Genomic DNA, 24,388 nt, shown 5'->3' with positions numbered 1-24,388 from the left:
CACTCTCCTTGCTCGGTGACGGTGGCGATGGACGCGAATGTAGGGACGGGAATACATTCGTAATAGTTAATTCTTTTACGTGAATGATTGGCTTCGACTCATGATTAAGAACGCCACCTTCCGCCAGCTCGCAGCCTTCCACGCAGTGGCCCGACTGGGCAGCGTCTCGCGTGCCGCTGGCGAGCTGCACCTGACGCAGCCGGCCGTGTCCATCCAGCTCAAGCTGCTGGAGGAGAGTGCCGGAGCGCCGCTGCTGGAGCGCGAGGGGAGGGGCATCCGCCTCAGTGCGGCAGGCGAGGTGATGGCTGACTACGCGGCGCGCATCCTCGACCTGTGGCGCGAGGCCGGTGACGAGATGGCGGCACAGCGCGGCGTGTTCTCTGGCACGCTGCGCGTCGGTGCGGTGACGACAGCCGAATACCTGCTGCCGCCACTGTTGGTGGCCTTTGCGGCCCAGCATCCGCACGTCAAGGTCAAGTTGCGCGTGGGCAACCGCGACGAGATCGTGGGCATGCTGGGCGCGCAGGAGGTGGATATCGCCATCATGGGGCGCCCCCCCAGCGAGCTGAAGACGACGGCGGTGGCCTTCGCCAAGCATCCGATGGCCTTCCTCGCGTCCCCGCGTCACCCGTTGATGTCGCAAGGACCGCTTGAGCTGGCGGACCTGGCCAGCGCCAATCTCCTGGTACGCGAGCGCGGCTCGGGCACGCGCACGACGCTGGAGCGGTTGCACAAGGATGCGGGCCTGCCGCTGCGCATCGGCTCGGAGATGTCCAGCAACGAGGCCATCAAGCAGATGTGCGCGGCCGGCTTCGGCGCGGCCTTCCTGTCGCTGCATACCTGCGGCCTGGAGCTTCAGGCGGGGCTGCTGGCGCTGCTGCCGATGGCCGGCAATCCGCTAGAGCGCGAGTGGTACGCCATGCACCTGGCGACGCGCCGGCTGCCACAGGTGGCGTCGGCCTTCAAGCAGTTCCTGGCCGACGACGGGCAGCGTCTCATCCTTGAGCAACTGCGCACCGGTCCGGTCGGCGCGGCCCCCTCCGCGCGGGCGTCCCGCTCCAGAAAGGCGCAGGCACGCAAAGTGCAAAAAGCGGGGCCATGAACACCCTGCCTGTCCCGCGAACCCTGACCCTTCCCCCAGAACTGCCGCAACGCCAGCGACTGGCCGATGAGCTGCATGCCCGTCCGTTCGAGACGCTGTCCTCGCCCGGCTGCGTGCTGTCTGTCGCCATCCTGCGTGTCGATGCTGCGCAGGATGCGCGATGCCTGGCGCACCTTGCCGAGCTGGACCCCGCTGCCATCGAGGCCAGTGGCTCCACCCACCTGCGCCTTCAATGGGGTGGCCTGCGCATCAAGTGGGAGCGGCACACCGAGTTCTTCAGCTTCAGCGTCTTTGCTGAGGGCGGCCCGGCGTCGCTGGGCGAGGCCTTCGACACCGCCTGGCTGGACGTGCTGCCTGAGGGCTGGCTGGCGCGCCTGCCGGGCGAAATGGTGTCGGCCACGCTGGTATCGATGCTGCCCTGCGCGAGCGAGCCGCCGCATGTCCGCGAGGTGGCGCCGCTGTTCGGCAACGAGCTGGTGGTGGGCAATCGCATTGCGGGCGGCGCCGCCACGGTGGTGACGGACCTGCGAGCCGTCGGTGGCGTGACGCGCTTCTTGGTGTTCGACCATGCCCTGAACCGCCGCCGCGCAGGCCGCACTGCGCAGCGCCTCGTCGAGATCGACACTTACCGCATGATGGCGCTGCTGAGCCTCCCGCTGGCGGCGCGTCGCATGGGGGAGCTGGGCTCGGAAGAGGAGCAGCTCGCCTCGCTGATGGAGCGCTTCCGCAGCGCAACGGACGGCGACGAGGCGCTGCTGAACGAACTGGTGGGGCTGGCCGCCCGTGTGGAGCATGCACTGGCCGACCACGGCGCGCGCTTTTCGGCCACGCGGGCCTACGGCGGCATCGTGGACCGTCGCATGGCTGAGTTGCGAGAGGCCGTGGTGCCGGGCCTGCAGCCGCTGTCGGAGTTCCTGGACCGGCGCTTCCGCCCGGCTGTCGAGAGCTGCGCCGCTACAGCGGCGCGGCAGGCCGAGCTATCCAAGCGCATCGCCCGCGCCGCGCAGCTGCTGCAGACACGCTCCGAGGTGGAGCGCGAACGCCAGAACCAGTCGCTGCTGGCCTCGTTGGACCGCCGCCAAGGGCTGCAGCTGCGCCTGCAGGAGATGGTGGAAGGGCTGTCCGTGATCGCGATGACCTACTACGGTGTGGGTCTGGCGGCTTACGCGCTCAAGCCGCTGGCCAAGACCTTCGGCGCCAATGAGGCCTGGGTTGTCGGCGCCACGGTGCCGTTCGTTGCACTGGCCGTGATCATCAATTTGCGCCGCCTGCGCCGGCATCTCGCGTCGGCGCACTGAAGGGGATGGCGGCTGGAAGCATGCCTTCCAGTTGCGATGCCGCTCCGATATCGGCGTGACCGACGCATCCGGCTGTCCCCGGTGCGGCCATGCGGGCGCAGAGCTTGCGTGGCGGCTTCTGACAACAAGCAGATCCGGAGACTTCCCCGTGGCTCACACACCGTACCCCGCAGCCGCCGGCGCGGGCGGCGCGCCCATCGTCACCGTCACCGATGCGCAGGGCCGCATCACCTACGCCAACTCCGCCTTCCAGCGTGCCTCGGGCCTGGCGGCGGAACAGGTGGTCGGGGCGCCGCACAGCGTGGTGCGCCACCCCGACATGCCCTCGCGCGTGTTCGCCGATCTGTGGGCCTCACTGCGCCGCGGCCAGCCATGGACGGGCCTGATCCGCAACCGCCACCGTGATGGCCGCGACTACTGGGTCCAGGCCAACGTGATCCCGGCGCGGCGCGGGGACGCTGCGGTGGGCTACACGTCGATCCAACTTCCGGCCTCGGACCAGGAAGTGGCCCGCGCGGAGGCCGTCTACCAGGCCTGGCAGGCCGGCGGTGGCATGCAGCACGAGATCCGCCAGGGCCGCCTCGTCGAGACCGGCCTGGCGACATGGTTGCATGCGCTGCGCAACCCGCTGGACCTGCCGGTGCAGCGCCGCGTGCAGGGCTCGGCCGGGTTGCTGGCCCTGCTGTTCGCGATGGTGGTGGGCGCTGCGCTCGTGCCGCAGCTCGCTGCATCGGTGTTGGCGGCCCTGGGGGGCTGGCGACCCTGGGCCATCGCCGGCGGCCTGCTGGGCATGGTGGCCTCGGGCGCCATTGCCGTGTACTTTCAGGGCCGCATCGTGCGGCCGTTGCGCGTGGCTTGTGACGCGGCCATCGCGATTGCTGGCGGCGACATCCACCGCCCTTTCGACGACAGCCCGCGCGCTGGCGAGCTGCGCGATCTGAATTGCGCGCTGAATCAGCTCGTCGCCAAGATGGCGGCAGTACTGCGCGATGCGCACGATCACGCCGAGCAGGTCGGCGTGCAGGTGGCGGGGCTGGCGGACGGCGCCGAGCGGCTGGCGGGGCGCTCGGCCGAGCAGGCGGGCGACGTCGGCGACGCCTCCCGTCACACGGCGGCCATCGACGGGTTGAGCACGGGCACGGCAGAGTCGGCGCGCCTGGCCCACGAGGCCTCGCGACAGGCCATCGCGGAAACGGAAGGTGCCTGCGCCATGGCGCGAACGCTCCAAGCGTCGATGCAGGACATCTCCGCCTTTGGCGAGCGCATTGCCGAGATCAGCGGCCGCATCGACGCGATCTCAGTGCAGACCGGCATCCTGGCTCTGAACGCGGCCGCGGCGGCCAGCCGCGACAGGGAGCTGGGCCGCACCTTCAGCGTCGTGGCCGCCGAGGTGCGAGCGCTGGCGCGTGGCAGCGGTGACGCGGCGCAGGAGATCCGCGCGCTGAGCGGTGAGTCGCGCGAGAAGACCGAGGCGGGGCTGAGGCTGGCTCACGACATGGCCGCGCAGGTCGACGGCGCTGCGCAGTGCATGCGTGCGCTGGGCGAACAGGTGGCGCAGATTCGTCAGGCCGCGCAGGCCCAGTCCGAAGGCGTGCAGCAGATCAACGAGCGGCTGCGTGCGCTGGACGACTCGACCCGGCTCAACGCCGCGCTGGCGCGCGACAGCGTCGAGGCCAGCACCGCGGCGCGGCAGGAGACGTCGCGGCTTCAGGCGGCCATCGCCGTCTGGCACCTGGACTGAAAGCGCTGCTTCCATTGCAGGTGACGCGATGGAAGCGTCGTTTGCAGGGGTGTCGAACCGTTGCGCCCGGTGCTCGATTTTTGTTGAGCCGGATCAAGGGCTTGCAAGTCTCGTTCAGTGTTTTCCCTGGACCCGCCGGAGCTGGCGCGCGACTTGTAAGCACTCCGTCATCCGCCGAGGGGCGGCTACCGACAACACCCAACAGAGGCCAAGGAGACAAGCCCAGATGGAAACCTTCTACGAGGTCATGCGCCGGCAAGGCATCTCACGCCGCAGCCTGCTGAAGTACTGCTCGCTCACCGCCACGTCGCTGGGTCTCGGCCCGGCCTTCGTGCCTCAAATCGCCCACGCGATGGAGACCAAGCCGCGCACGCCGGTGCTGTGGCTGCACGGCCTGGAGTGCACCTGCTGCTCCGAGTCTTTCATCCGCTCCGCGCACCCGCTGGCCAAGGACGTGGTGCTTTCGATGATCTCGCTGGACTACGACGACACGCTGATGGCTGCCGCCGGCCACCAGGCCGAAGCGATCCTCGAAGAGATCATGACCAAGTACAAGGGCAACTACATCCTGGCCGTGGAGGGCAACCCCCCGCTGAACCAGGATGGCATGAGCTGCATCATCGGTGGCAAGCCCTTCATCGACCAGCTCAAGCATGTCGCCAAGGACGCCAAGGCCATCATCAGCTGGGGCAGCTGTGCCAGCTGGGGCTGCGTGCAAGCGGCCAAGCCCAACCCGACGCAGGCCACGCCGGTCCACAAGGTGATCTTCGACAAGCCCATCATCAAGGTGCCGGGCTGCCCGCCCATCGCCGAGGTGATGACCGGCGTCATCACCTACATGCTGACCTTCGACCGCATTCCCGAGCTGGACCGTCAGGGCCGGCCAAAGATGTTCTACAGCCAGCGCATCCACGACAAGTGTTATCGCCGGCCCCACTTCGACGCGGGCCAGTTCGTCGAGCACTTCGACGACGAGTCGGCGCGCAAGGGCTACTGTCTCTACAAGGTTGGCTGCAAGGGGCCGACCACCTACAACGCCTGCTCCACCGTGCAGTGGAACGAGGGCACGAGCTTTCCGATCAAGGCGGGTCATGGCTGCATTGGCTGCTCGGAGGACGGCTTCTGGGACAAGGGCTCTTTCTACAACCGGCTGACTGACATTCACCAGTTCGGCATCGAGGCCAACGCCGACCAGGTGGGCGGCGCGGCCGCGGGCGTGGTGGGCGCCGCCGCCGTGGCGCATGCCGCCGCGTCGGTCATCAAGCGCGCCTCGCAGAAGCGCGAGCAGAACAACGACACGACCACCAAGGTCTGAGAGCGAGACAAGACATGGGTGCTTACGAAACTCAAGGCTTCAAGATGGACAACTCCGGGCGGCGCATCGTCGTCGACCCGGTGACGCGCATCGAAGGCCACATGCGCTGCGAAGTCAACGTCGACAGCAACAACGTCATCCGCAACGCGGTCTCCACAGGCACGATGTGGCGCGGGCTGGAGGTCATCCTGAAAGGCCGTGATCCTCGCGACGCCTGGGCCTTCGTCGAGCGCATCTGCGGCGTCTGCACGGGCTGCCATGCATTGACCTCGGTGCGCGCGGTGGAAGACGCGCTGGGCATCACCATCCCGAAGAATGCCTACCTGATCCGCGAGATCATGGCCAAGACGCTGCAGGTTCACGACCATGCGGTGCACTTCTACCACCTGCATGCACTTGACTGGGTGGACATCGTCTCGGCACTGAAGGCCGACCCCAAGAAGACGAGCGAGTTGCAGCAGACGGTGTCGCCGTCGCACCCGCTGTCGTCGCCGGGCTATTTCCGCGACATCCAGAACCGGCTCAAGAAGTTTGTCGAGAGCGGACAGCTCGGCCCCTTCATGAACGGCTACTGGGGCAGCAAGGCCTATGTGCTGCCGCCCGAGGCGAACCTGATGGCGGTGACCCACTACCTGGAGGCGCTGGACCTCCAGAAGGAGTGGGTGAAGGTGCACACCATCTTCGGCGGCAAGAACCCGCACCCCAACTACCTGGTGGGTGGTGTTCCCTGCGCCATCAACATCGACGGCAACGGTGCGGTCGGTGCTCCCATCACGATGGAGCGTCTGAACTTTGTCGAGGCCCGCATCCGGGAAATGATCGAGTTCAACAACAACGTCTACATCCCGGACGTTCTGGCCATCGGCACCATCTACAAGCAGGCCGGCTGGCTGCATGGGGGGGGGCTGGCCGCCACCAACGTGATGGACTACGGTACCTACGAGAAGGTGATGGGCCAGCACGACACGCAGCAACTGCCGGGCGGCGCCATCCTGAACGGCAACTGGGACGAGATCCATCCGGTCGATCCGCGGGATCCCGAGCAGGTGCAGGAGTTCGTGCCGCACAGTTGGTACAAGTACGCGGACGAGTCGCGCGGCCTGCACCCCTGGGACGGTGTCACCGAGCCCAACTACGTGCTGGGCGAGAAGACCAAGGGCACGCGCACCGACATCAAGGAGCTGGACGAGAGCGCCAAGTACTCCTGGATCAAATCCCCGCGCTGGCGCGGCCACGCGGTGGAGGTCGGCCCGCTGTCGCGCTACATCCTGGGATACGCCCATGCGCTCAAGGGCCACAAGTACTCGCAGCGCGTGAAGGAGCAAGTCGAGAGCTCGGCCCGCATCATCAACACCGACTTCCCCAAAGCCCTGGGCCTGCCGACGACCGACTACACGGCCAAGCAACTGCTGCCCACCACCATCGGCCGCACGCTGGCCCGGGCGCTTGAGTCGCAGTACTGCGGCGAAATGATGCTGGACGACTACAAGGAGATGATCGCCAACATCAAGGCTGGCGACACCGCCACGGCCAACGTCGAGAAATGGGACCCGTCCACCTGGCCCAAGGAGGCCAAGGGCGTCGGCACGGTGGCTGCGCCGCGCGGTGCGCTGGGCCATTGGATCAAGATCAAGGACGGCCGCATCGAGAACTATCAGTGCGTGGTGCCCACCACCTGGAACGGCAGCCCGCGTGACACCAAGGGCCAGATCGGCGCCTTCGAAGCCAGCCTGATGAACACGCCCATGGTGAACCCGGAGCAGCCGGTGGAGATCCTGCGCACGCTGCACTCCTTTGACCCCTGCCTGGCCTGCTCCACACACGTGATGAGCCCGGATGGTCAGGAACTCACCAGCGTCAAGGTGCGCTGAACACGACGACAAGAACAGGAGACAACGACATGCACGACATCAAGATCCTGCTTCGCCGTAGCGGCGTCGCCACGCTGGCCCTGCTGGCGGCGGGCGCGGCACACGCTCACCCTGGGCACGACGCTCAAGGCCTCGTGGACGGCTTCCTCCATCCCTTCTCCGGCTTCGACCACCTGCTGGCCATGGCCGCGGTCGGCGTGTGGTCGGCCGCCGCGCTGCCGGCCGGGCGTCGCCTGGCTGGCCCGGCTGTCTTCCTTGCCATGCTGCTGCTTGGCGCCGCGCTGCCGCAGGTCGGGCTGATGTTGCCCGGTCTGGAGGCCGCTGTGGCCGTCTCCGTCGTCGCGCTGGGCGCGCTGATGGTCGCGGCGCGCCACCCGGCGGCACGGCTGCCGGTACCGGCCGGCCTGGCCCTCGTCGGCATGGCCGCCACGATGCACGGCATGGCGCATGGCGCGGAACTGGCGCCGGGCCAGTCCTTCGCGGGCTATGCGGCGGGCTTCATGGCGGCGTCGGCGCTGCTGCACGGCGCGGGCCTCACGGCCGGGGGCTGGCTGCAGCGCAGCCGCGGCTGGGCCTGGCGGGCCACTGCAGCCTTCGTTGGCGTCAGCGGCTTGGCCATGCTGGCCGGGCGCCTCTGAGCCGGCTGCCGCAGGAGGCCACCGCCATGTCCAACACCACCACCCACCGCGGCCTGGGCCATGACCCGGCGGACGACGAACACGCCGTCGCCGAGGCCCGGTCCATCAAGTCCGTCTATGTCTACGAAGCACCGGTCCGCGTCTGGCATTGGATCAACGCCCTGGCGATCACGGTGCTGGCGCTTACCGGGTACTTCATCGGCTCGCCGCTGCCCACCCAGCCGGGCGAGGCCAGCGCGAACTACCTGATGGGCTACATCCGCTTCGCCCATTTCGCGGCCGGCTATCTGCTTGCCGTGGGCATCCTGGGCCGGCTGTACTGGGCTGTGGTGGGAAACCACCATGCCCGCGAGTTGTTCTGGGTGCCATTGTTCCAGCGCGCCTACTGGATCGAGATCTGGGGCATGGTGAAGTGGTACGCCTTCATCAGCGCGCGGCCCGGCCGCTACGTGGGCCACAACCCGCTGGCGCGCTTCGCGATGTTCTTCGGCTTCTTCGTGCTGACGATGTTCATGATCGTCACCGGCTTCGCGCTGTATGCGGAAGGTGCGCAGATGGGTTCATGGCAGGACAAGCTGTTCGGCTGGGTCATCCCGCTGTTCGGTCAGTCTCAGGACGTGCACACCTGGCACCACCTCGGCATGTGGGCGTTGATCATCTTCGTGATCCTGCATGTCTACGCGGCCATTCGTGAGGACATCATGGGACGCTCCAGCGTGGTCAGCACCATGATCTCCGGGCATCGCACCTTCAAGGACTGAGGGCGGCGTGGGCGTCGATCAGCACACCGGACGGCACCTGCGGCAACCGCCCGCGGGCGTTCCGGTGCGCCTGCCGCCCCACCCCGGCCGCTTCCTGCAGCGCCACTACCTGGCGCCGCTGGCGATCAACCAGAGCGACGCGGCACGGCGTCTTGGCATGTCGCGCCGCCGGTTGCACGAGATCGTCCATGGCCAGCGCGGGGTGTCACCAGACACAGCGTTGCGCTGTGCCCTCGTCTTCGGCAGCGACGCCGCCTTCTTGCTCGCCATGCAGTCCGCCTGGGACAGCTTCCACGCCTGGAAGCAGATGCGCGCGCTGTCGCGCCGCTCTCCCCAACCCTGATTCGTTTCGTCATGGAACCCATGAGCCCCATTCCGTCCGAAAGTGACTGTCACCCCTCTGGTGACAGTGCCGAAACTGTCTGCGTCCTTGGCATCGGCAACGTGCTGTGGGCCGACGAGGGCTTCGGCGTGCGTTGCATCGAGACGCTGCAGCAGCGCTACGAGTTCGCGCCGCACGTGCAGCTCATTGACGGAGGCACGCAAGGCCTCTACCTCGTGCAGCATGTGCAGCAGGCAGACCGGCTGCTGATCTTCGATGCCATCGACTATGGCCTTGCACCAGGAGAGCTCAAGCTCGTCGCGAACGATGACGTGCCGCGATTCATGGGTGCCAAGAAGATGAGCCTGCATCAGACCGGCTTCCAGGAGGTGCTGATGCTGGCGGTGCTGACCGAGCGGTACCCCAGGGAGGTCTTGCTGATTGGCTGCCAGCCCGAGGAGATCGAGGACTATGGTGGCAGCCTGCGGCCGGTGGTGAAGCAGGCGCTGGAGGACGCGCTGGCGCTCGGCGTGGACACGCTGCGGCGCTGGGGCGCCCGGCCTGTGCCGCGCCAGCGCCCGCTCAGCGATGTCGAGACGGTGACCTTCTCCGAACTCGCGCTGGGCCGCTATGAATCGCAACGCCCGCCGGAGGAGATCGCCTGCCGCACCGGTGACGACCGATTCATGCCCGCGCGGGAAGGGAACTGAGCATGTGCATTGGCATTCCCATGCAGGTGCTGGCCCTGGAGCCGGGCCATGCGATCTGCGTCGGTCGCGGCGAGCGGCGCCGCGTGCGCACGGCGCTGATCGGCGACCCCGAACCGGGTGACTGGCTGCTGGTCTTTCTCGACAGCGCACAGGAGCGCATCAGCGCCGAGCGGGCGCGGGAGGTAGACACCACGCTGGACCTCTTGATCGCCGTGCAGGCCGGCGAGGGCGGTGGCGCGGACGCTGGCTTCGCGCTGCCCTCTCAACTGACCCGCGACCAGCTGCTGGCGATGTCCGGCCAGCACCATCCCCAGGACACGAAGGAGCCCACACCATGACCGCTGAATCTTCCACCGAAGCCCGGGTCAGTCTGCCCGTGCAGGCACCCAAGGCCTTGCCCGACACCTCGCCGCTGGTCGCTCGTCTGGCCGACGTCTGCGGCGCCACCTGGGTGGATGCCGACACGATCGACGCCTGGGCCGCGCGGGGCGGCGACCGCGTCGTGCTGTTTGCCGGCGATGCGGTGCGCTTCCCCGAGGGGCAAGACGTGGCCGTCGTGCTGCCCGAGTTGCAGCGCAGCCTGCCCGGCCGCTTTGAGGTGGGCATCGTCCACCGCCACCAGGAGGATGCGCTGGCCCGCCGTTTCGGCTCGCAGCGCTGGCCCACGCTGCTGTTCCTTCGCGACGGCCAGTACGTCACGACGCTGCCGGGCATGCACGACTGGGACGACTTCCTGAGCAAGGCCGAAGCCGCACTCGCCGCGCCCATCTCTCGCCCGCCCACCATCGGCATCCCGCTCGTCAGCGCCGGGTCCTCCGACGGCGGTTGCCACTGACCCTGAACGGACACGACATGAAAGACTTCCCCATCCCCGTGCGCAGCATCGGCCCCGGCAGCCAGGTCGAGGACGACACGCTGGAGTACATGCCCATGCCTCAGGGCATGGAGACCTTCCGCGCCCCACTGCTGCCCGAGCCCGAACAGATGGCAGCCAACCACCAGGCCCACGCAGCGCTGCGCGACACCCTGGCCCAACTCGGGGCAGTCTGCCAGGGCGGTGGCAACCGCGTGGTGGACCTGATCGGGCTGGCCGAAGCCGACCTGACGCTCGTCAACCAGGTGCTCGGCGAGGGCGAAGTCAGCGCCGTCGTGCAGCCGTCGGGCGACGAGCGGCGTGAGGTGCGGGTGCAGGAGGCTGTGTTCGCCGGTGTCTGGCGCGTCGTGACGACGGCTCATGGCCGGGTGGTCTCCGACGTCATCGAGCTGGGCCACATCCCGGAGGTGTTGAAGCAGGTGGCTCGCGAAGATGTCGTGGCCGAGGTGCCGCGCTGGCAGGGCGGGCTGCCACCCAATGTACAGAACGCGCCCGCACTGCTGGCCGAGCTCGAGGACCACTGGCGCGTCTGGCGACCGGGCCAGCCGGCGCATGTGGTCAACCTCACGCTGCTGCCTGTGTCCATGGAGGACATCGGTTTCCTCGACCATCACCTTGGCACCGGGCGCGTGCTGATTCTCTCGCGCGGCTATGGCAACTGCCGCATCACCAACACCTGCCGTCCCAACACATGGCGTGTCGTCTACTACAACTCTCAGGACCTGGTGATCCTCAATGCCGTCGAGGTCAGCGAGCTGCCCGAGGTGGCCCAGGCCGCCATCGAGGATCTGCAGGACTCGCATGAGCGCCTGCAGGAAGTGCTGGCGTGGGTGGAGCAGGGATGAGCTTCGAGGGCAGCTATCTGGGCGACGCAGCGCGGCTGCCGGCCGACGCGCGACTCGAATGCAAGATCTGCTGGTGGGTCTACGACCCGGCGCTGGGCGACGAGGTCTGGCAGGTGCCGCCCGGCACCGCCTTCACCCATCTGCCGGCTTGGTGGCGCTGCCCGCAATGCGACGGCGACGCGGACCAGTTCATGGTGCTGGCGGGGGGCGCCACGTGATGAGGATCGCAAGGCAGTCCGAATGCGCTCAGTCACCACTTGGCGTGGCCGCGCGCGGCGCGAATGCGGCAGCGGTGAACCCGCTCGTCGCTCGCGTCGAGGCGCTCGAGGCGCTCTTCCGCCACGTCGAGGTCACCCGCATGGCGGGTGTGCCGGTGCTGAACCGCGAACTGCGTGTTGAAGCCGTGGGCTTCGAGCCGGTGGCGGTCGAACCGGGTGAAGCGCCGGCCGCCGTGGGCGTGTTGCTGACGCCCTGGTTCATGAATCTCGTGTGGCTGCCGCTGCAGACCACCGACGGGGGCGTGGGGCGGATGCGCGAGCGCGAAGTGGGAGGCGTCGGCTTCGAGTTCATCTCCGCGCACGAGCCGGGCTTTGGTGCCTACGAGGCCTGCTCGCTGGCCTCGCCGATGTTCGAGTACGGCAGCCAGGCTCAGGCGCGGGCTACCGCGACGGCTGTGCTCGCCGAGCTGCGGCCCGTGGCGCCGGTTTCGAACGCGCGCCGCGGCTTCCTGTTCGGCCGTTCAGCCGTGGAGGGGCGCGCATGATCGACGCACTGACCGGCGTGCTGCGTCTGCGTCCGGGTGAAGCCCGGCCGCGCAGTGTGGAGAACCGTCGCCCCGACCTCGCGGAGGCGCTGGTGCGCGGCAAGGCGGCCGAGGATGTTCCCGGGCTGCTGGGTAGCCTGTTCAGCCTGTGTGGTCACGCGCATCGGTTGTGCGCTCAGATGGCGCTGAACGCGGCAGCGGGCGAGGGCGCCTCGAGGAAGCCCGAGGCCGAGCGCTCGCTGCAGCACGAGACGCTGTGCGAGCACGTGCGCCGCATCGGGCTGGATTGGCCGGTCGCGTTGGCCCTGCCCGCATCGCGTGACGTCATCGCCGCGTCGGCGCTGAAGACCCTGCGCGCCTGCCCCGCGCTGCGCGGCGCGGGCGCGCCCCTGTCCGACACGCAGCGATGGCTCGAGCGGCAACTGTTGGGCATGCCGGCGCAGGACTGGCTGGACCGCTGGAACCGCCAGCCTGGGTGGTGGGCCGAATGGAGCGCGACCGGCAGTGGCTGGTTGCAGCGTCTCGTGCGTGAAGTCCGCCCGGCGGCCGACTGGCCCGTCGCGGCGGCCGAACCGCTGCATGCGCATGCCGGTACGGTGTCGCTGCGTCAGCTGGCGCGCAGCCTGTCCGAAGACGCCGGCTTCACGCGCCGGCCACGGTGGCAGGACGACTGTGCGGAGACGGGCACCTGGACGCGCCTGAATGACGCCGCGAGGCCGCTTCCGGCGACACCCTGGCAGCGGCTGGGCACCCGCCTGGCGGAGCTGGCGCGGCTGACGCTACCCGACGCGCCGGGCCACGGCAGCGCCTGGCTGAGCTTCGGCGCACAGCCGATCGCCGCTGGCGAGGGGCTGGCCTGGGTGGAAATGGCGCGCGGCCTGCTGGTGCACCATGCGCGCCTGGACGGGGTCGTGGCGGGCTACCGCGTGCTGGCGCCCACAGAATGGAATTTCCATGCCGAAGGTCCCGTGGCCCGTGCGCTGGAAGGCCTCCCCGCGGCGCCCAGCCAGGAGGGGCAGCATCGCATCGCGGCCCTGATGGCCGCTTACGATCCCTGCGTGCGCTTCGAGGTGGAGTCGCAGCCTATGAAGCAGGAGAGCGTTCATGCATGAGGCCAGCCTGGCCGGCGGCATCCTGAAGCTGGTCGAGGATGCGGCCCGGCGCGAGGGGTTCCGGCGTGTGACGGGCCTGCGTCTGGAAGCCGGCCGGTTGGCCGGCGTGGAGGTGCGCGCGCTGCGCTTCGCGCTCGAGGCGATCGCGCCGGGTACGGTGCTGCACGGTGCCGTCATCGCCATCGACGAACCCGAGGGCCAGGCTTGGTGCCTGCCCTGTGCCGCGACCGTGCCACTGGCCCGCCGCGGCGACCCCTGCCCCCGATGTGCAAGTCACCAACTGCAGCCCACCGGTGGGACCGAGCTGCGCGTGGTGGACCTGTTGGTTGAAGATGAATGAGGAGACGATGATGTGTGTGGTTTGCGGATGCGCCGAGAGCGGCGATGGCGCGGTGAAGGTCCAGGTCCACGACCACGACCACGACCACGACCATGATCACGATCACGATCACGGCCATGAACATGGCCACGGCCACGGCCACGTTCATGTGGACCCCAGGCATGGCGATCTGCACTTTGGCGCCGGCGCGGCGCGCGTGTCGGTGCCAGGCATGAGCCAGGCGCGCACCGTCAAGCTTGAGGCCGACATCCTCGGCGAGAACCGCCGCATCGCGCAGAGCAATCGTCGCCACTTCGAGTCGCACGGCGTGACGGCGCTCAATCTGCTATCCAGCCCCGGATCCGGCAAGACGACGTTGCTGTGCGCCACCATCGAGGCGCTGAAGGCGCGCGCCCCGCAGGTCGAGACCAGCGTCATCGAGGGCGACCAGCAGACCAGCTTCGACGCCGATCGCATCCGCGCCACCGGCGCACCGGCCATCCAGGTCAATACCGGCAAGGGCTGTCATCTCGACGCGCCCATGGTGGCCGAGGCCTTCGCGCAACTGCATCATCACGACCACCACCACGGGCATGACGAGGCTAACGGCAGCCTGCTCTTCATCGAGAACGTCGGCAACCTCGTCTGCCCGGCGCTGTGGGACCTGGGAGAGGCGGCCAAAGTTGTGGTGCTGTCGGTGACCGAGGGGGAGGACAAGCCGCTGAAGTATCCGGACATGTTCGCGGCCTCGGAGCTGATGGTGCTGAACAAGATCGACCTGCTGCCGCATCTGCGCTTCGATGTGCAGCGCTGCATCGATGCGGCGCGGCGGGTGAACCCCACGCTGGAGATCATCCAGCTCTCGGCCACCACCGGCGAGGGGATGGACGCCTGGCTGTCGTGGCTGCTGCAGCGCGCGGCGCCGGATGACGGCCAGGCAGCGCTGCGCGCCCGCGTCGCCGCACTGGAGGCCGAGTTGGCCGAGGCGCGCGCAAGTCTCAAGGGCTGAAGGCGATGCGCGCCGAGCTGCCGCCCGTGCTTGCCTGCGGGGCCTGGCTGAAGAACGCGGCCTGCCTGCTGGCCGATGGCCGCGCCCAATGGTCGCCGGTGCATGGCGACCTGGGTGACCCTGAGGCCTGCCGCGCGCTGGATGTCTCCGTGCGCCTGCTGGCCTCGCAGGCGCCAGAGCCTGTCGCAGCCGTTGCGCACGACCTCCATCCCGACTTCTTCAGCACCCGGCTGGCGCAGACACTGGCCGCCGAATGGGGCGTGCCGGCCATCGCCGTGCAGCACCACCACGCCCACATCGGCGTTGCCATGGCCGACCATGGCGTGGACGAGCCCGTCATCGGCCTGGCGTTGGACGGCGTGGGGCTGGGGACGGACGGCACGGCCTGGGGAGGCGAGCTGTTGTGGGTGTCGCCCGGCGAGTGGCGGCGCCTGGGCGGGCTGTGGCCGCTGCGACTGCCGGGTGGGGACGTGGCCGCTCGCGAGCCCTGGCGCATGGCCGCCGCCGCCATGCAGGCGGCGGGGCAGGGCGACGGTATCGCAGCGCGCTTCGCCCCCGTCGTCGGTGCGGCTGCCGCGAAGGGCGTGCAACGCATGCTCGCCGCGCAGCTGAACTGCCCCGTCACCAGCAGCGCCGGCCGCTGGTTCGACGCTGCCGCCGGCGCGCTCGGCATCAGCGTGCGCCAAGTCCACGAGGCGGAGGCCGCCATCGCGCTTCAGACGCTGGCCGCGCAGCACTGGGCCCAGCGCCCGGTGGAACCTTGCGAAAGCTTGGTCGATCCAACGGCGCTGGAGTGCCTGGACCTGCGCCCGCTGCTGGGCCGCCTGCTCGACACGCCGCCTGCCGGCGTGGCCGAGGCGGCGGCCTGGTTCCACGTGTCGCTGGCGCATTCGCTGGCCGACTGGGCGGCGGTGGCCGCGCGCGAGGCCGGCACCCGCACCGTCTGCCTCGGCGGCGGCTGCTTCTTCAACGCGGTGCTCACGTCTCACCTCGTGGGACGGCTGGTGTCGCAGGGCCTGCGCGTGCTGACGCCGCGCTCCACGAGTTGCGGCGATGCCGGCTTGGCACTGGGCCAGGCCTGGGTCGCTGCGCACCAACTGGCCGGGCTGCGCCCGGCCTCATCCATCGAAAGCTCCCGATGTGCCTAGCCATCCCCACCCGGCTGATCGAGATTCGCCCCGGCGCACAAGCCCTCGTCGAGCTGGGCGGCATTCGCAAGGAAATCTCCATTGCGCTCGTTCCTGACGCCACGGTCGGCGACTACGTGATCGTTCACGTCGGTCATGCGATCGGGCAGATCGACCCGGAGGAGGCAGAACGCACGCTGCGCATGTTCGGCGAGCTCTCCGCCAGTCAGGGCCATTGAGATGAAATACATCGACGAGTTCCGCGATGGCGACATCGCCCGCAAGATCGCCGACCGGCTGCTGGCCGAAGCCCTGCCGGACCGGCAATACAGCTTCATGGAGTTCTGCGGCGGCCACACCCATGCCATCTCCCGCTACGGCGTCGCCGAGCTGCTGCCGCCCAACGTGCGCATGGTGCACGGCCCGGGGTGCCCCGTCTGCGTGCTGCCCATTGGCCGCATCGACCTGGCCATCCGGCTTTCACTGGAGCGTGGCGCCATCGTCTGCACCTATGGCGACACGATGCGCGTGCCTGCCTCCGACGGCCTGTCGCTGGTGAAGGCCAAGGCCCGCGGCGGCGACATCCGCATGGTGTATTCCGCGGCCGATGCGCTGCAGATCGCGCGCCAGAATCCGCAGCGCGAAGTGGTGTTCTTCGCCATAGGCTTCGAAACCACCACGCCGCCGACCGCATTGGCGATCCGCAGCGCCCAGCGCGAGGGCCTCACCAACTTCAGCGTCCTGTGCTGCCACGTGCTGACCCCGTCGGCCATTACCCACATCCTCGAAAGCCCAGAGGTGCGCCAGTACGGCACGGTGCCTATCGATGGCTTTATCGGCCCGGCGCATGTCAGCATCGTGATCGGCTCGGCGCCCTACGACCACTTCGCGCAGGAGTACCGCAAGCCGGTGGTGATCGCCGGCTTCGAGCCGCTGGACGTGATGCAAGCCGTGCTGATGCTGGTGCGCCAGGTCAACGACGGACGCGCCGAGGTCGAGAACGAGTTCACCCGCGCGGTCACGCCTGAGGGCAACCTCACGGCGCAGGAGCTGGTGTCCGAGGTGTTCGAGCTGCGTACCAGCTTCGAGTGGCGCGGGCTGGGCGAGGTGCCCTACAGCGCGCTGAAGATCCGGCCCGCGTTCGCGGCCTTCGATGCCGAGCGTCGCTTCGAGCTGGGCTACCAATCGGTGGCTGACAACAAGGCCTGCGAGTGCGGCGCCATCCTGCGCGGCGTGAAGAAGCCGACCGACTGCAAGATCTTCGGCACGGTGTGCACCCCGGAGAACCCGGTCGGCTCCTGCATGGTGTCGTCAGAGGGGGCCTGCGCGGCGCATTACTCCTACGGGCGCTTCCGTGACATCCCCGTCCGGGTTGAGGCGGCCGCATGAGCGCCGTGCCGGACCATCCCAAGCAAACTCGCTCCCGTCTGGCGGGACAAGCCGAAGGCCGAAAGGTGCATTCATGAACGCGCGCAAGGACTACACAAGGCCGCTGGACATCCGCAACGGCCGCGTAGACATGGGTCATGGCGCGGGCGGCCGTGCGGCGGCACAGCTGATTGAGGAGCTGTTCGTCAAGGCGTTCGACAACCCGTTCTTGCAGCAGGGAAACGATGGCGCCACGCTGGAGATCCCGGCCGGCCACCGCCTCGTGATGGCGACCGACGCCCATGTGGTCTCGCCGCTCTTCTTCCCCGGCGGCGACCTCGGCGCCTTGAGCGTGCACGGCACCATCAACGACGTGGCGATGTGCGGCGCCCGGCCGCTCTACCTGACGGCGAGCTTCATCCTGGAGGAAGGCTTCCCCCTGGCCGACCTGAAGCGCATCGTCGAGTCGATGGCAGCCGCTTCGCGCGAGGCGGGCGTGCCGGTCGTCACGGGTGACACCAAGGTCGTCGAGAAGGGGAAAGGTGACGGTGTCTTCATCAGCACCACGGGCCTTGGGGTGGTGCCGCCTGGCGTCAACGTGGGGGGCGCCAACGCCCGCCCTGGCGACGTGCTGCTGCTGTCCGGCACGATCGGCGACCACGGCGTGGCCGTGCTGTCGCAGCGCGAGTCGCTGGAGTTCGAGACCACCATCGCCTCCGATTCCGCCGCGCTGCACACGCTTGTGGCGGCCATGCTGGATGCCGCCCCGGGCGGGGTGCGCGTGCTGCGTGACCCGACGCGGGGCGGGCTGGCGACGACGTTGAACGAGATCGCGCGCCAGTCCCGTGTTGGCATGCTGCTTGACGAGGCGGCCATCCCAGTGTTGCCCCAGGTCGATGCAGCCTGCGAGTTGCTGGGACTGGATCCGCTCTATGTCGCCAACGAGGGCAAGCTGGTGGCGGCCTGCGCTCCCGAGGCGGCCGAGGCGGTGCTCGCGGCGATGCGCGCGCATCCGCGTGGCGCCGATGCAGTGCGCATCGGCAGCGTCACGGACGACCCCCACCACTTCGTGCAGATGGCGACGCGTTTCGGCGGGCGGCGTGTCGTCGACTGGCTCAGCGGTGAGCAATTGCCGCGCATTTGCTAGGCCTGATCGGGATCGGCATGACGCTGCGCATCCTGCTGCTGTGCCACGGCTTCAACAGCCTGACGCAGCGCCTGTTCATCGAGCTTGGCGCACTCGGGCACACCCTGTCCGTTGAGTTCGACATTGCCGAACGCGTCACCGAGGAGGCGGTCGAACTGTTCGGGCCGCAGTTGGTCGTCGCGCCATTCCTGAAGCGGCGCATCCCGGCGTCCGTGTGGACACGGCTGCCGTGTCTCGTCGTCCATCCCGGGCCGCCGGGGGACCGCGGTCCGTCTGCGCTGGACTGGGCCGTGCTTGAAGGGCGCCAGGACTGGGGTGTCACGGTGCTGCAGGCCAATGCCGAGTTCGACGCCGGTCCGGTCTGGGACCATGCCTGCGTGGCGATGCGTGCCGCCCCCAAGGGCAGTCTCTACCGCCGCGAGGTGGCCGAGGCGGCAGTGCAGGCGGTGCTGCGCGCGGTGACGCGCTTCGCCGAAGGGGGCGCAAGGGCGCCCACGGCAGCGGCCGCGCTCGCCGGGACGTGGCGGCCGGCGATGCCGCAGTCGGCGCGGCGCATCGACTGGCTGCGGGACGGCACGGACCGCGTGCTCGCCAAGCTGCGCAGCGCCGACGGCCAGCCCGGCGTGGCCGACGAGCTGTTCGGCCTGCCCTGCCATCTCTGCGACGGCCACGCGGCGAGCACGGCAGTGCTGGCCACGCTGCCCCCAGGCGCGCCGGGTGAGCTGCTGGCGCGGCGTGATGGCGCCCTGCTGCGCCGCACCATCGACGGTGCAGTGTGGATAGGCCATGCCCGCGCGGCGTCGGCATGCGGCGATGGCGCGCCATTCAAGCTGCCGGCAGCACTGGCCTTTGCCGCGCAGGCCGAACGGCTGCCCGAGCGGCCTGCGCCGCTGGAGCGGCCCGACGACGAGTGGGGCGAGCTGCGCTACCGCGAGCTGGGGCCGCCAGGTGCCCGGGTGGGCTGCCTGTCCTTCGACTTCCACAACGGCGCCATGTCGACCGCACAGTGCGAGCGATTGCTGGCCGCGCTGCGCGAGGTCAGACGCCGTGACACCCGCGTGCTGCTGCTGCTCGGGGGGGGCGACTTCTTCAGCAACGGCATCCACCTCAATTGCATCGAGGCGGCCGCGCATCGGCCGGACGACAGCGCGGCCGACGAGTCCTGGCGAAATATCAATGCAATGGACGACGTCGCCCTCGAGTTGATCACGACGACGGACCGGCTGACAGTGGCCGCGCTGCGCGGCAATGCGGGCGCTGGCGGCGCCTTCCTCGCGCTGGCGGCCGACGAGGTCTGGGCACATCGCGGCGTGGTGCTGAACCCGCACTACAAGAACATGGGCAACCTCTACGGCTCGGAGTACTGGACCTATCTGCTTCCGCGTCGGCTTGGTGCCGACGGTGCGCGTGCCCTGATGCAGCGACGATTGCCGCTCGGGGCGGCGGAGGCCGCCCGGCTGGGGCTCATCGACCGCTGCGTTGACGCGGACCCTACGGCCTTCGAAGCGCAGGCCGTGGCCGGGGCGCTGGCCCTGGCGGTGTCGCACAATCTGGCGCGGCGCGTCGCCGACAAGCAGGTCGCGCGAATTGCCGATGAGGCACGCCGCCCGCTCGCCGAGTACCGCCAGGACGAACTCTCCCGCATGCACCGCAACTTCTACGGCTTCGATCCCAGCTACCACGTGGCGCGCTACCACTTCGTCCATAAGTTGCCGCAAGCGTGGACGCCGCGCCATCTCGCCGTGCACCGCGGCGCCGGAGGCTGACGTGAGCACGATGGTGGATCTGCCGCGCGTGCTGGTGGTTGATGACGAGGTGCGCTCCCAGGACGCGATGCGCCGCACGTTGGACGAGGACTTCACCGTGCTTACCGCCAGCGGTGCCGACGAGGCCCGCGTGCACATGGAGCGCCAGGACGTCAGCGTCATCCTGTGCGACCAGCGCATGCCCGGCCTCACCGGCGTGGCCTTCCTGAAAGAGGTGCGTGAGCGTTGGCCGGACACGGTGCGCATCGTCATCTCGGGCTACACCGATTCCGAGGACATCATTGCCGGCATCAACGACGCAGGCATCTACCAGTACATCCTCAAACCCTGGATCCCCGAGCATCTGCTGGGCACCGTGCGCAACGCCGCCGAAGCGCGCACGCTGCAGCGAGACATGCACCGTCTGGACCTGGAGTTGCGCACCAGCACGCCGGTGCTTCGCCAGCGGGCCGAGCGCAAACTGGCGCGCGCTCGCGCCACCTTCGACTTCGACCGCATCGAGCGCGTGCCTGGCAGCCCCATGGACGCGGTCTGCGCACTGGCCGAGCGCATGGCACGTGTGGACCTGAGTGTGTTGGTCCAAGGCGAGTCCGGCACCGGCAAGGAGCTGCTGGCGCGCGCGATGCACTACGCCAGTCCCCGCGCGGGCGGCGCCTTCGTTGTGGAGAACTGCGCCGCGCTGACGGACACACTGCTCGAGTCAGAGCTTTTCGGGCACAAGCGTGGCGCTTTCACGGGTGCCTTCGATGACCACGTGGGCTTGTTCCAGCGCGCCGACGGCGGGACGGTCTTTCTCGACGAAATCGGTGAGACGTCGCCGGCCTTCCAGCTGAGGTTGTTGCGCGTTCTGCAGGAAGGCGAGGTGCGACCCGTGGGCGCGACGCGCGTGGTGCCGGTGGACGTGCGTGTCATCGCTGCCACCCACCGCGACCTGGAGCAGCGCGTGCGCGACGGGCTGTTCCGCGAAGACCTCTACTACCGCATCGCCTGCGTCACCCTAACCCTGCCGCCGCTGCGTGAGCGTGGCGGGGACATTGCGCCCATTGCCCGTCGCGTGCTGGCCGACGTGGCACCGGCACTGGGCCATCCGCAGGCAACGCTGAGCGACGACGCTCTGGCCGCGCTGCTGGCCTATCCCTGGCCCGGCAACATCCGGGAGCTTCGCAACGAGATCTCGCGCGCCGTGGCGCTGAGCGACAGCGACGAGATCACCGCCGCCGCGTTCTCGTCGCGCGTCTTGCAGGGTCAGGCGGGCCGCAGCGTGCAGGCGCAGGCGCTGGCATTGCCGTCCAGCGGCACGCTGGCCGAGCGGCTGGATGCCGTGGAGGCCATGCTGCTGCGCGAGACGCTGCTGCGCCAACGCTGGAACAAGACCCGCGCCGCGTTGGAGTTGGGCCTGTCGCGGGTGGGCCTGCGCGGCAAGATGAAGCGCTTCGGGCTGGAGGATTGAACGTGGCACGCGAACCCTTCAACGTGTTGTGGCTGCAGTCCGGCGGCTGCGGCGGCTGCAGCATGTCGCTGCTGTGCGCCGACACGACCGACTTCCACGGTCAGTTGCGTGATGCGGGCATCCATCTGCTGTGGCATCCGTCGCTATCGCTGGAGAGCGGCGGCGACGTCGTCGCCCTGCTGAACGATGTGCTGGAAGGCCGTGTCCGGCTTGACGCGTTGTGCGTCGAGGGCGCGCTGCTGCGGGGCCCCAACGGCACGGGCCGCTTTCACGTCCTGGCGGGCACCGGACTGCCGATGATCGATTGGGTTCAGCGGCTGGCTGAGCGGGCTGGCGTTGTCGCGGCCATCGGCAGCTGTGCGGCCTGGGGAGGTGTCACGGCTGGCGGAGTCAACCCGACGGACGCCTGTGGATTGCAGTACGAGGACGAGCGCATCGGTGGCCTGCTCGGCGCCGCCTTCCGGTCCAGGCAGGGCCTGCCGGTCGTCAACGTGGCGGGCTGCCCCACGCACCCGGGGTGGGTCGTCGATACGCTGATGGCACTGGCCGCGGGTGAGCTGGATGCCGGGGCGCTGGATGCGCTGGGTCGGCCGCGCCTGTATGCCGACCAGCTGGTGCACCACGGTTGCACGCGCAACGAGTTCTACGAGTTCAAGGCCAGTGCCGAGAAACCGTCCGACCTGGGCTGCATGATGGAGCACATGGGCTGCAAGGGCACGCAGGTTCATGCCGACTGCAACACGCGGCTGTGGAACGGTGAGGGGTCCTGTACGCGGGGTGGCTATGCCTGCATCGCCTGCACGGAGCCGGGCTTCCAGGAGCCGGGCCATCCCTTCCATGAGACCCCCAAGATCGCCGGCATCCCCATCGGCCTGCCCACCGACATGCCGAAGGCCTGGTTCGTGGCACTGGCGTCACTGTCCAAGTCGGCCACGCCCAAGCGGGTGAAGATCAACGCGACGGCCGATCATCGCGTCGTCACGCCGGCGATCCGGCGCACAAGGCTGAAGTGATGGCATGGCCAGGCTGATCGTTGGTCCATTCAACCGTGTGGAGGGTGATCTGGAGGTCACGCTCGACATCGCCGACGGCCGCGTGCGCGCAGCGCATGTGAACTCGCCGATGTACCGAGGCTTCGAGCAGATCCTGCAGGGCAAGGTGCCGCACGATGCGTTGGTGTTCGTGCCGCGCATTTGCGGCATCTGCTCAGTGTCCCAGTCCGTCGCGGCTGCCCATGCGCTGGCCGACCTTGCCGGCGTGGCAATGCCGCCCAACGGTCGCCATGTGACCAACACCATCCTGGCCATCGAGAACCTGGCCGACCACCTGACACACTTTTACCTGTTCTTCATGCCGGACTTCGCGCGCGCCGCCTACGCGGGCCGCCCCTGGCACGAGGATGCGGTGGCGCGCTTCCTGCCCGACCGTGGCGAGCAGGTGCGCAAAGCCATCGCCGCGCGAGCGCGCTGGTTCGAGCTGCTGGGCACGCTGGCTGGCAAATGGCCGCACACGCAGGGCCTGGAGCCCGGCGGATCGTCGCGTGCCGTGGAGCCCGCCGAGCGCACGCGGCTGCTGGCGCGTGTGCGCGAGTTTCGTGGCTTCCTGGAGCGCGAGCTCTTTGGCGGCATGGCGCTGGAGGCCTTTGACGCGTTGCCCGACGAGGCGGCGCTGTGGGCCTGGCATGCGCAGCAACCCGCACGCGGTGACTTCCGCTTGTTCCTGAGCACCATGCTGGACCCAGCGCTGGCTGCGCTCGGGCCCGGCCCGGGGCGCTACCTGAGCTATGGCGCCTATCCACAGCCCGGCGGTGGCCATGCCTTTGCCGCCGGCGTGTGGGACGCCGCGCTGCAGCACCTGCAGGCGGTGAACACCGCGGCCATTCGCGAGGACGCCACGCATGCCTGGCTTTCGGACGCCGGTGGCCCGCGTCACCCGAGCGAGGGCCTGACCGAGCCCGACGCCGACAAGCCCGGCGCCTACACCTGGAACAAGGCGCCACGTCTGGCCGGCCAGGTCGTCGAGACCGGCGCCATCGCTCGCCAGCTCGCGGCTGGCCACCCGCTGGTGCACGACGCCGTGCGCCGGCATGGCGGCACTGTCTTCACGCGCGTGCTGGCTCGAGCGCTGGAACTGGCGCGCGTGGTGCCGCGCATCGAGGTCTGGCTGCAGGCGTTGCAGTCGCAACAGCCCTATTGCCACGAGGTCCGACTGCCCGACGAGGGTGAGGGCATGGGCCTGAACGAGGCGGCGCGCGGCAGCCTGGGCCATTGGGTCGCCGTGCGTGGCGGCCGCATCGCCAACTATCAGATCGTCGCCCCCACGAGCTGGAACTTCTCGCCACGCGACGCCGCGGGCACGCCCGGCGCGCTGGAGCAGGCCCTGGTCGGTGCGCCGGTGCGGGACGGCGAGGACACGCCGGTGGCCGTGCAGCACATCGTGCGCTCCTTCGACCCGTGCATGGTCTGCACCGTGCATTGAGCGACATGCCGCCGCGCCCGCCTTTCGACGCCCAGCCGCCCGTGCCACCACAAGGCATGGACGATGCCGCCTGGGTTGACGTGATCCAGAAGATGGACGAGGTGTATTCGCAGCTGGTGCACGACGAGATCGAGCTGGAGAAGAAGAACGCCGAGCTGGAGCAGTCACAGCAATTCATCTTCAGCGTGCTGTCGGCGATGTCGGACGTGCTGGTGGTCTGCGACGCGCAGGGCCGTATCGAGGAGACCAACACCGCGCTGTGCGATCTGGTGGGCCGCAGCGATCAGCAACTGCGGAGTACCTCGCTGTACGACCTGCTGGCAGACGAGGCCAGCGTGGAGCGCGCCCGGGCCGTGATGGCCAACCGCAGCC

26 protein-coding genes are annotated in these 24,388 nt (G+C 69.0%); all 26 read left to right on the top strand.

All coding sequences use genetic code 11. The features are described 5' to 3' along the window. Positions 1-100 precede the first annotated feature (100 nt). Complete coding sequence (locus tag VGF12_RS14925) at positions 101-1,102, top strand: LysR family transcriptional regulator (protein ID WP_331176831.1); 1,002 nt, start codon at positions 101-103, stop codon at positions 1,100-1,102. After that, positions 1,099-2,400, top strand: a complete 1,302-nt coding sequence (locus tag VGF12_RS14920; RefSeq protein ID WP_331176830.1) for a DUF3422 domain-containing protein — start codon at positions 1,099-1,101, stop codon at positions 2,398-2,400. Before VGF12_RS14925 ends, VGF12_RS14920 begins: the two co-directional genes overlap by 4 nt. A gap of 148 nt (positions 2,401-2,548) precedes the next feature. Then, complete coding sequence (locus tag VGF12_RS14915) at positions 2,549-4,141, top strand: methyl-accepting chemotaxis protein (protein ID WP_331176829.1); 1,593 nt, start codon at positions 2,549-2,551, stop codon at positions 4,139-4,141. 226 nt (positions 4,142-4,367) lie between these two features. Next, positions 4,368-5,456, top strand: a complete 1,089-nt coding sequence (locus VGF12_RS14910) for a hydrogenase small subunit (RefSeq protein ID WP_331176828.1) — start codon at positions 4,368-4,370, stop codon at positions 5,454-5,456. 14 nt (positions 5,457-5,470) lie between these two features. Then, the gene (locus VGF12_RS14905; protein WP_331176827.1) at positions 5,471-7,327 is read left to right on the top strand and encodes a nickel-dependent hydrogenase large subunit; all 1,857 of its coding nucleotides are present in this window, start codon (positions 5,471-5,473) and stop codon (positions 7,325-7,327) included. Between the two features lie 29 nt (positions 7,328-7,356). Next, the gene (locus tag VGF12_RS14900; protein ID WP_331176826.1) at positions 7,357-7,965 is read left to right on the top strand and encodes a HupE/UreJ family protein; all 609 of its coding nucleotides are present in this window, start codon (positions 7,357-7,359) and stop codon (positions 7,963-7,965) included. A 26-nt stretch (positions 7,966-7,991) separates the two neighbouring features. Next, on the top strand, positions 7,992-8,726 hold the full coding sequence (gene cybH / locus VGF12_RS14895; protein ID WP_331176825.1) for a Ni/Fe-hydrogenase, b-type cytochrome subunit: 735 nt from the start codon (positions 7,992-7,994) through the stop codon (positions 8,724-8,726). Positions 8,727-8,733: 7 nt separating this feature from the next. Then, a complete protein-coding gene (locus VGF12_RS14890; RefSeq protein ID WP_331176824.1) occupies positions 8,734-9,069 on the top strand; it encodes a HigA family addiction module antitoxin in 336 nt (111 codons plus the stop codon). A gap of 20 nt (positions 9,070-9,089) precedes the next feature. Further along, on the top strand, positions 9,090-9,758 hold the full coding sequence (locus VGF12_RS14885; protein WP_331176849.1) for a HyaD/HybD family hydrogenase maturation endopeptidase: 669 nt from the start codon (positions 9,090-9,092) through the stop codon (positions 9,756-9,758). Positions 9,759-9,760: 2 nt separating this feature from the next. Next, on the top strand, positions 9,761-10,096 hold the full coding sequence (locus VGF12_RS14880; RefSeq protein WP_331176823.1) for a HypC/HybG/HupF family hydrogenase formation chaperone: 336 nt from the start codon (positions 9,761-9,763) through the stop codon (positions 10,094-10,096). Further along, the gene (locus VGF12_RS14875; protein ID WP_331176822.1) at positions 10,093-10,593 is read left to right on the top strand and encodes a hydrogenase; all 501 of its coding nucleotides are present in this window, start codon (positions 10,093-10,095) and stop codon (positions 10,591-10,593) included. The genes VGF12_RS14880 and VGF12_RS14875 overlap by 4 nt, the downstream gene beginning before the upstream one ends. Positions 10,594-10,610: 17 nt before the next feature. Next, positions 10,611-11,477, top strand: coding sequence for a hydrogenase expression/formation protein (locus VGF12_RS14870; protein WP_331176821.1), 867 nt, complete (start codon positions 10,611-10,613; stop codon positions 11,475-11,477). Next, positions 11,474-11,695, top strand: coding sequence for a rubredoxin (locus VGF12_RS14865; protein WP_331176820.1), 222 nt, complete (start codon positions 11,474-11,476; stop codon positions 11,693-11,695). The genes VGF12_RS14870 and VGF12_RS14865 overlap by 4 nt, the downstream gene beginning before the upstream one ends. A gap of 74 nt (positions 11,696-11,769) precedes the next feature. Further along, positions 11,770-12,240, top strand: a complete 471-nt coding sequence (gene hybE / locus VGF12_RS14860) for a [NiFe]-hydrogenase assembly chaperone HybE (RefSeq protein ID WP_331176819.1) — start codon at positions 11,770-11,772, stop codon at positions 12,238-12,240. Continuing rightward, positions 12,237-13,352 carry a hypothetical protein gene (locus VGF12_RS14855; RefSeq protein WP_331176818.1) on the top strand — a complete coding sequence of 372 codons (1,116 nt, stop codon included), beginning with the start codon at positions 12,237-12,239 and terminating at the stop codon, positions 13,350-13,352. Before hybE ends, VGF12_RS14855 begins: the two co-directional genes overlap by 4 nt. After that, positions 13,345-13,692: a hydrogenase maturation nickel metallochaperone HypA gene (locus VGF12_RS14850; protein WP_331176817.1), complete on the top strand. Its 348-nt coding sequence runs from the start codon at positions 13,345-13,347 to the stop codon at positions 13,690-13,692. Before VGF12_RS14855 ends, VGF12_RS14850 begins: the two co-directional genes overlap by 8 nt. Before the next feature lie 10 nt (positions 13,693-13,702). Continuing rightward, positions 13,703-14,680, top strand: coding sequence for a hydrogenase nickel incorporation protein HypB (gene hypB, locus VGF12_RS14845; RefSeq protein WP_331176816.1), 978 nt, complete (start codon positions 13,703-13,705; stop codon positions 14,678-14,680). A 5-nt stretch (positions 14,681-14,685) separates the two neighbouring features. Continuing rightward, positions 14,686-15,828 (top strand): carbamoyltransferase HypF, encoded by a 1,143-nt coding sequence (locus tag VGF12_RS14840; RefSeq protein WP_331176815.1) that lies wholly within the window; start codon positions 14,686-14,688, stop codon positions 15,826-15,828. Beyond that, positions 15,819-16,046, top strand: coding sequence for a HypC/HybG/HupF family hydrogenase formation chaperone (locus VGF12_RS14835; RefSeq protein ID WP_331176814.1), 228 nt, complete (start codon positions 15,819-15,821; stop codon positions 16,044-16,046). The genes VGF12_RS14840 and VGF12_RS14835 overlap by 10 nt, the downstream gene beginning before the upstream one ends. Before the next feature lies 1 nt (position 16,047). Further along, a complete protein-coding gene (hypD, locus tag VGF12_RS14830) occupies positions 16,048-17,196 on the top strand; it encodes a hydrogenase formation protein HypD (protein ID WP_331176813.1) in 1,149 nt (382 codons plus the stop codon). Between the two features lie 73 nt (positions 17,197-17,269). Further along, entirely contained in the window at positions 17,270-18,322 is a 1,053-nt protein-coding gene (hypE, locus tag VGF12_RS14825; RefSeq protein WP_331176812.1) for a hydrogenase expression/formation protein HypE, read from the top strand. A gap of 17 nt (positions 18,323-18,339) precedes the next feature. Beyond that, positions 18,340-20,088 (top strand): enoyl-CoA hydratase-related protein, encoded by a 1,749-nt coding sequence (locus VGF12_RS14820; protein WP_331176811.1) that lies wholly within the window; start codon positions 18,340-18,342, stop codon positions 20,086-20,088. Between the two features lie 10 nt (positions 20,089-20,098). Next, positions 20,099-21,538 carry a sigma-54 dependent transcriptional regulator gene (locus VGF12_RS14815; RefSeq protein WP_331176848.1) on the top strand — a complete coding sequence of 480 codons (1,440 nt, stop codon included), beginning with the start codon at positions 20,099-20,101 and terminating at the stop codon, positions 21,536-21,538. Positions 21,539-21,540: 2 nt separating this feature from the next. Further along, complete coding sequence (locus VGF12_RS14810; protein WP_414710099.1) at positions 21,541-22,551, top strand: HupU protein; 1,011 nt, start codon at positions 21,541-21,543, stop codon at positions 22,549-22,551. Positions 22,552-22,555: 4 nt separating this feature from the next. Next, entirely contained in the window at positions 22,556-24,016 is a 1,461-nt protein-coding gene (locus VGF12_RS14805) for a nickel-dependent hydrogenase large subunit (RefSeq protein ID WP_331176809.1), read from the top strand. 5 nt (positions 24,017-24,021) lie between these two features. Further along, a partial coding sequence (locus tag VGF12_RS14800; protein WP_331176808.1) for a PAS domain-containing protein occupies positions 24,022-24,388 on the top strand: 367 nt, incomplete at its 3' end.

It is taken from the genome of Roseateles sp. (assembly GCF_036404855.1).
GTDB lineage: Bacteria > Pseudomonadota > Gammaproteobacteria > Burkholderiales > Burkholderiaceae_C > Pelomonas.
This window is presented reverse-complemented; position numbering and strand designations above follow the sequence as displayed.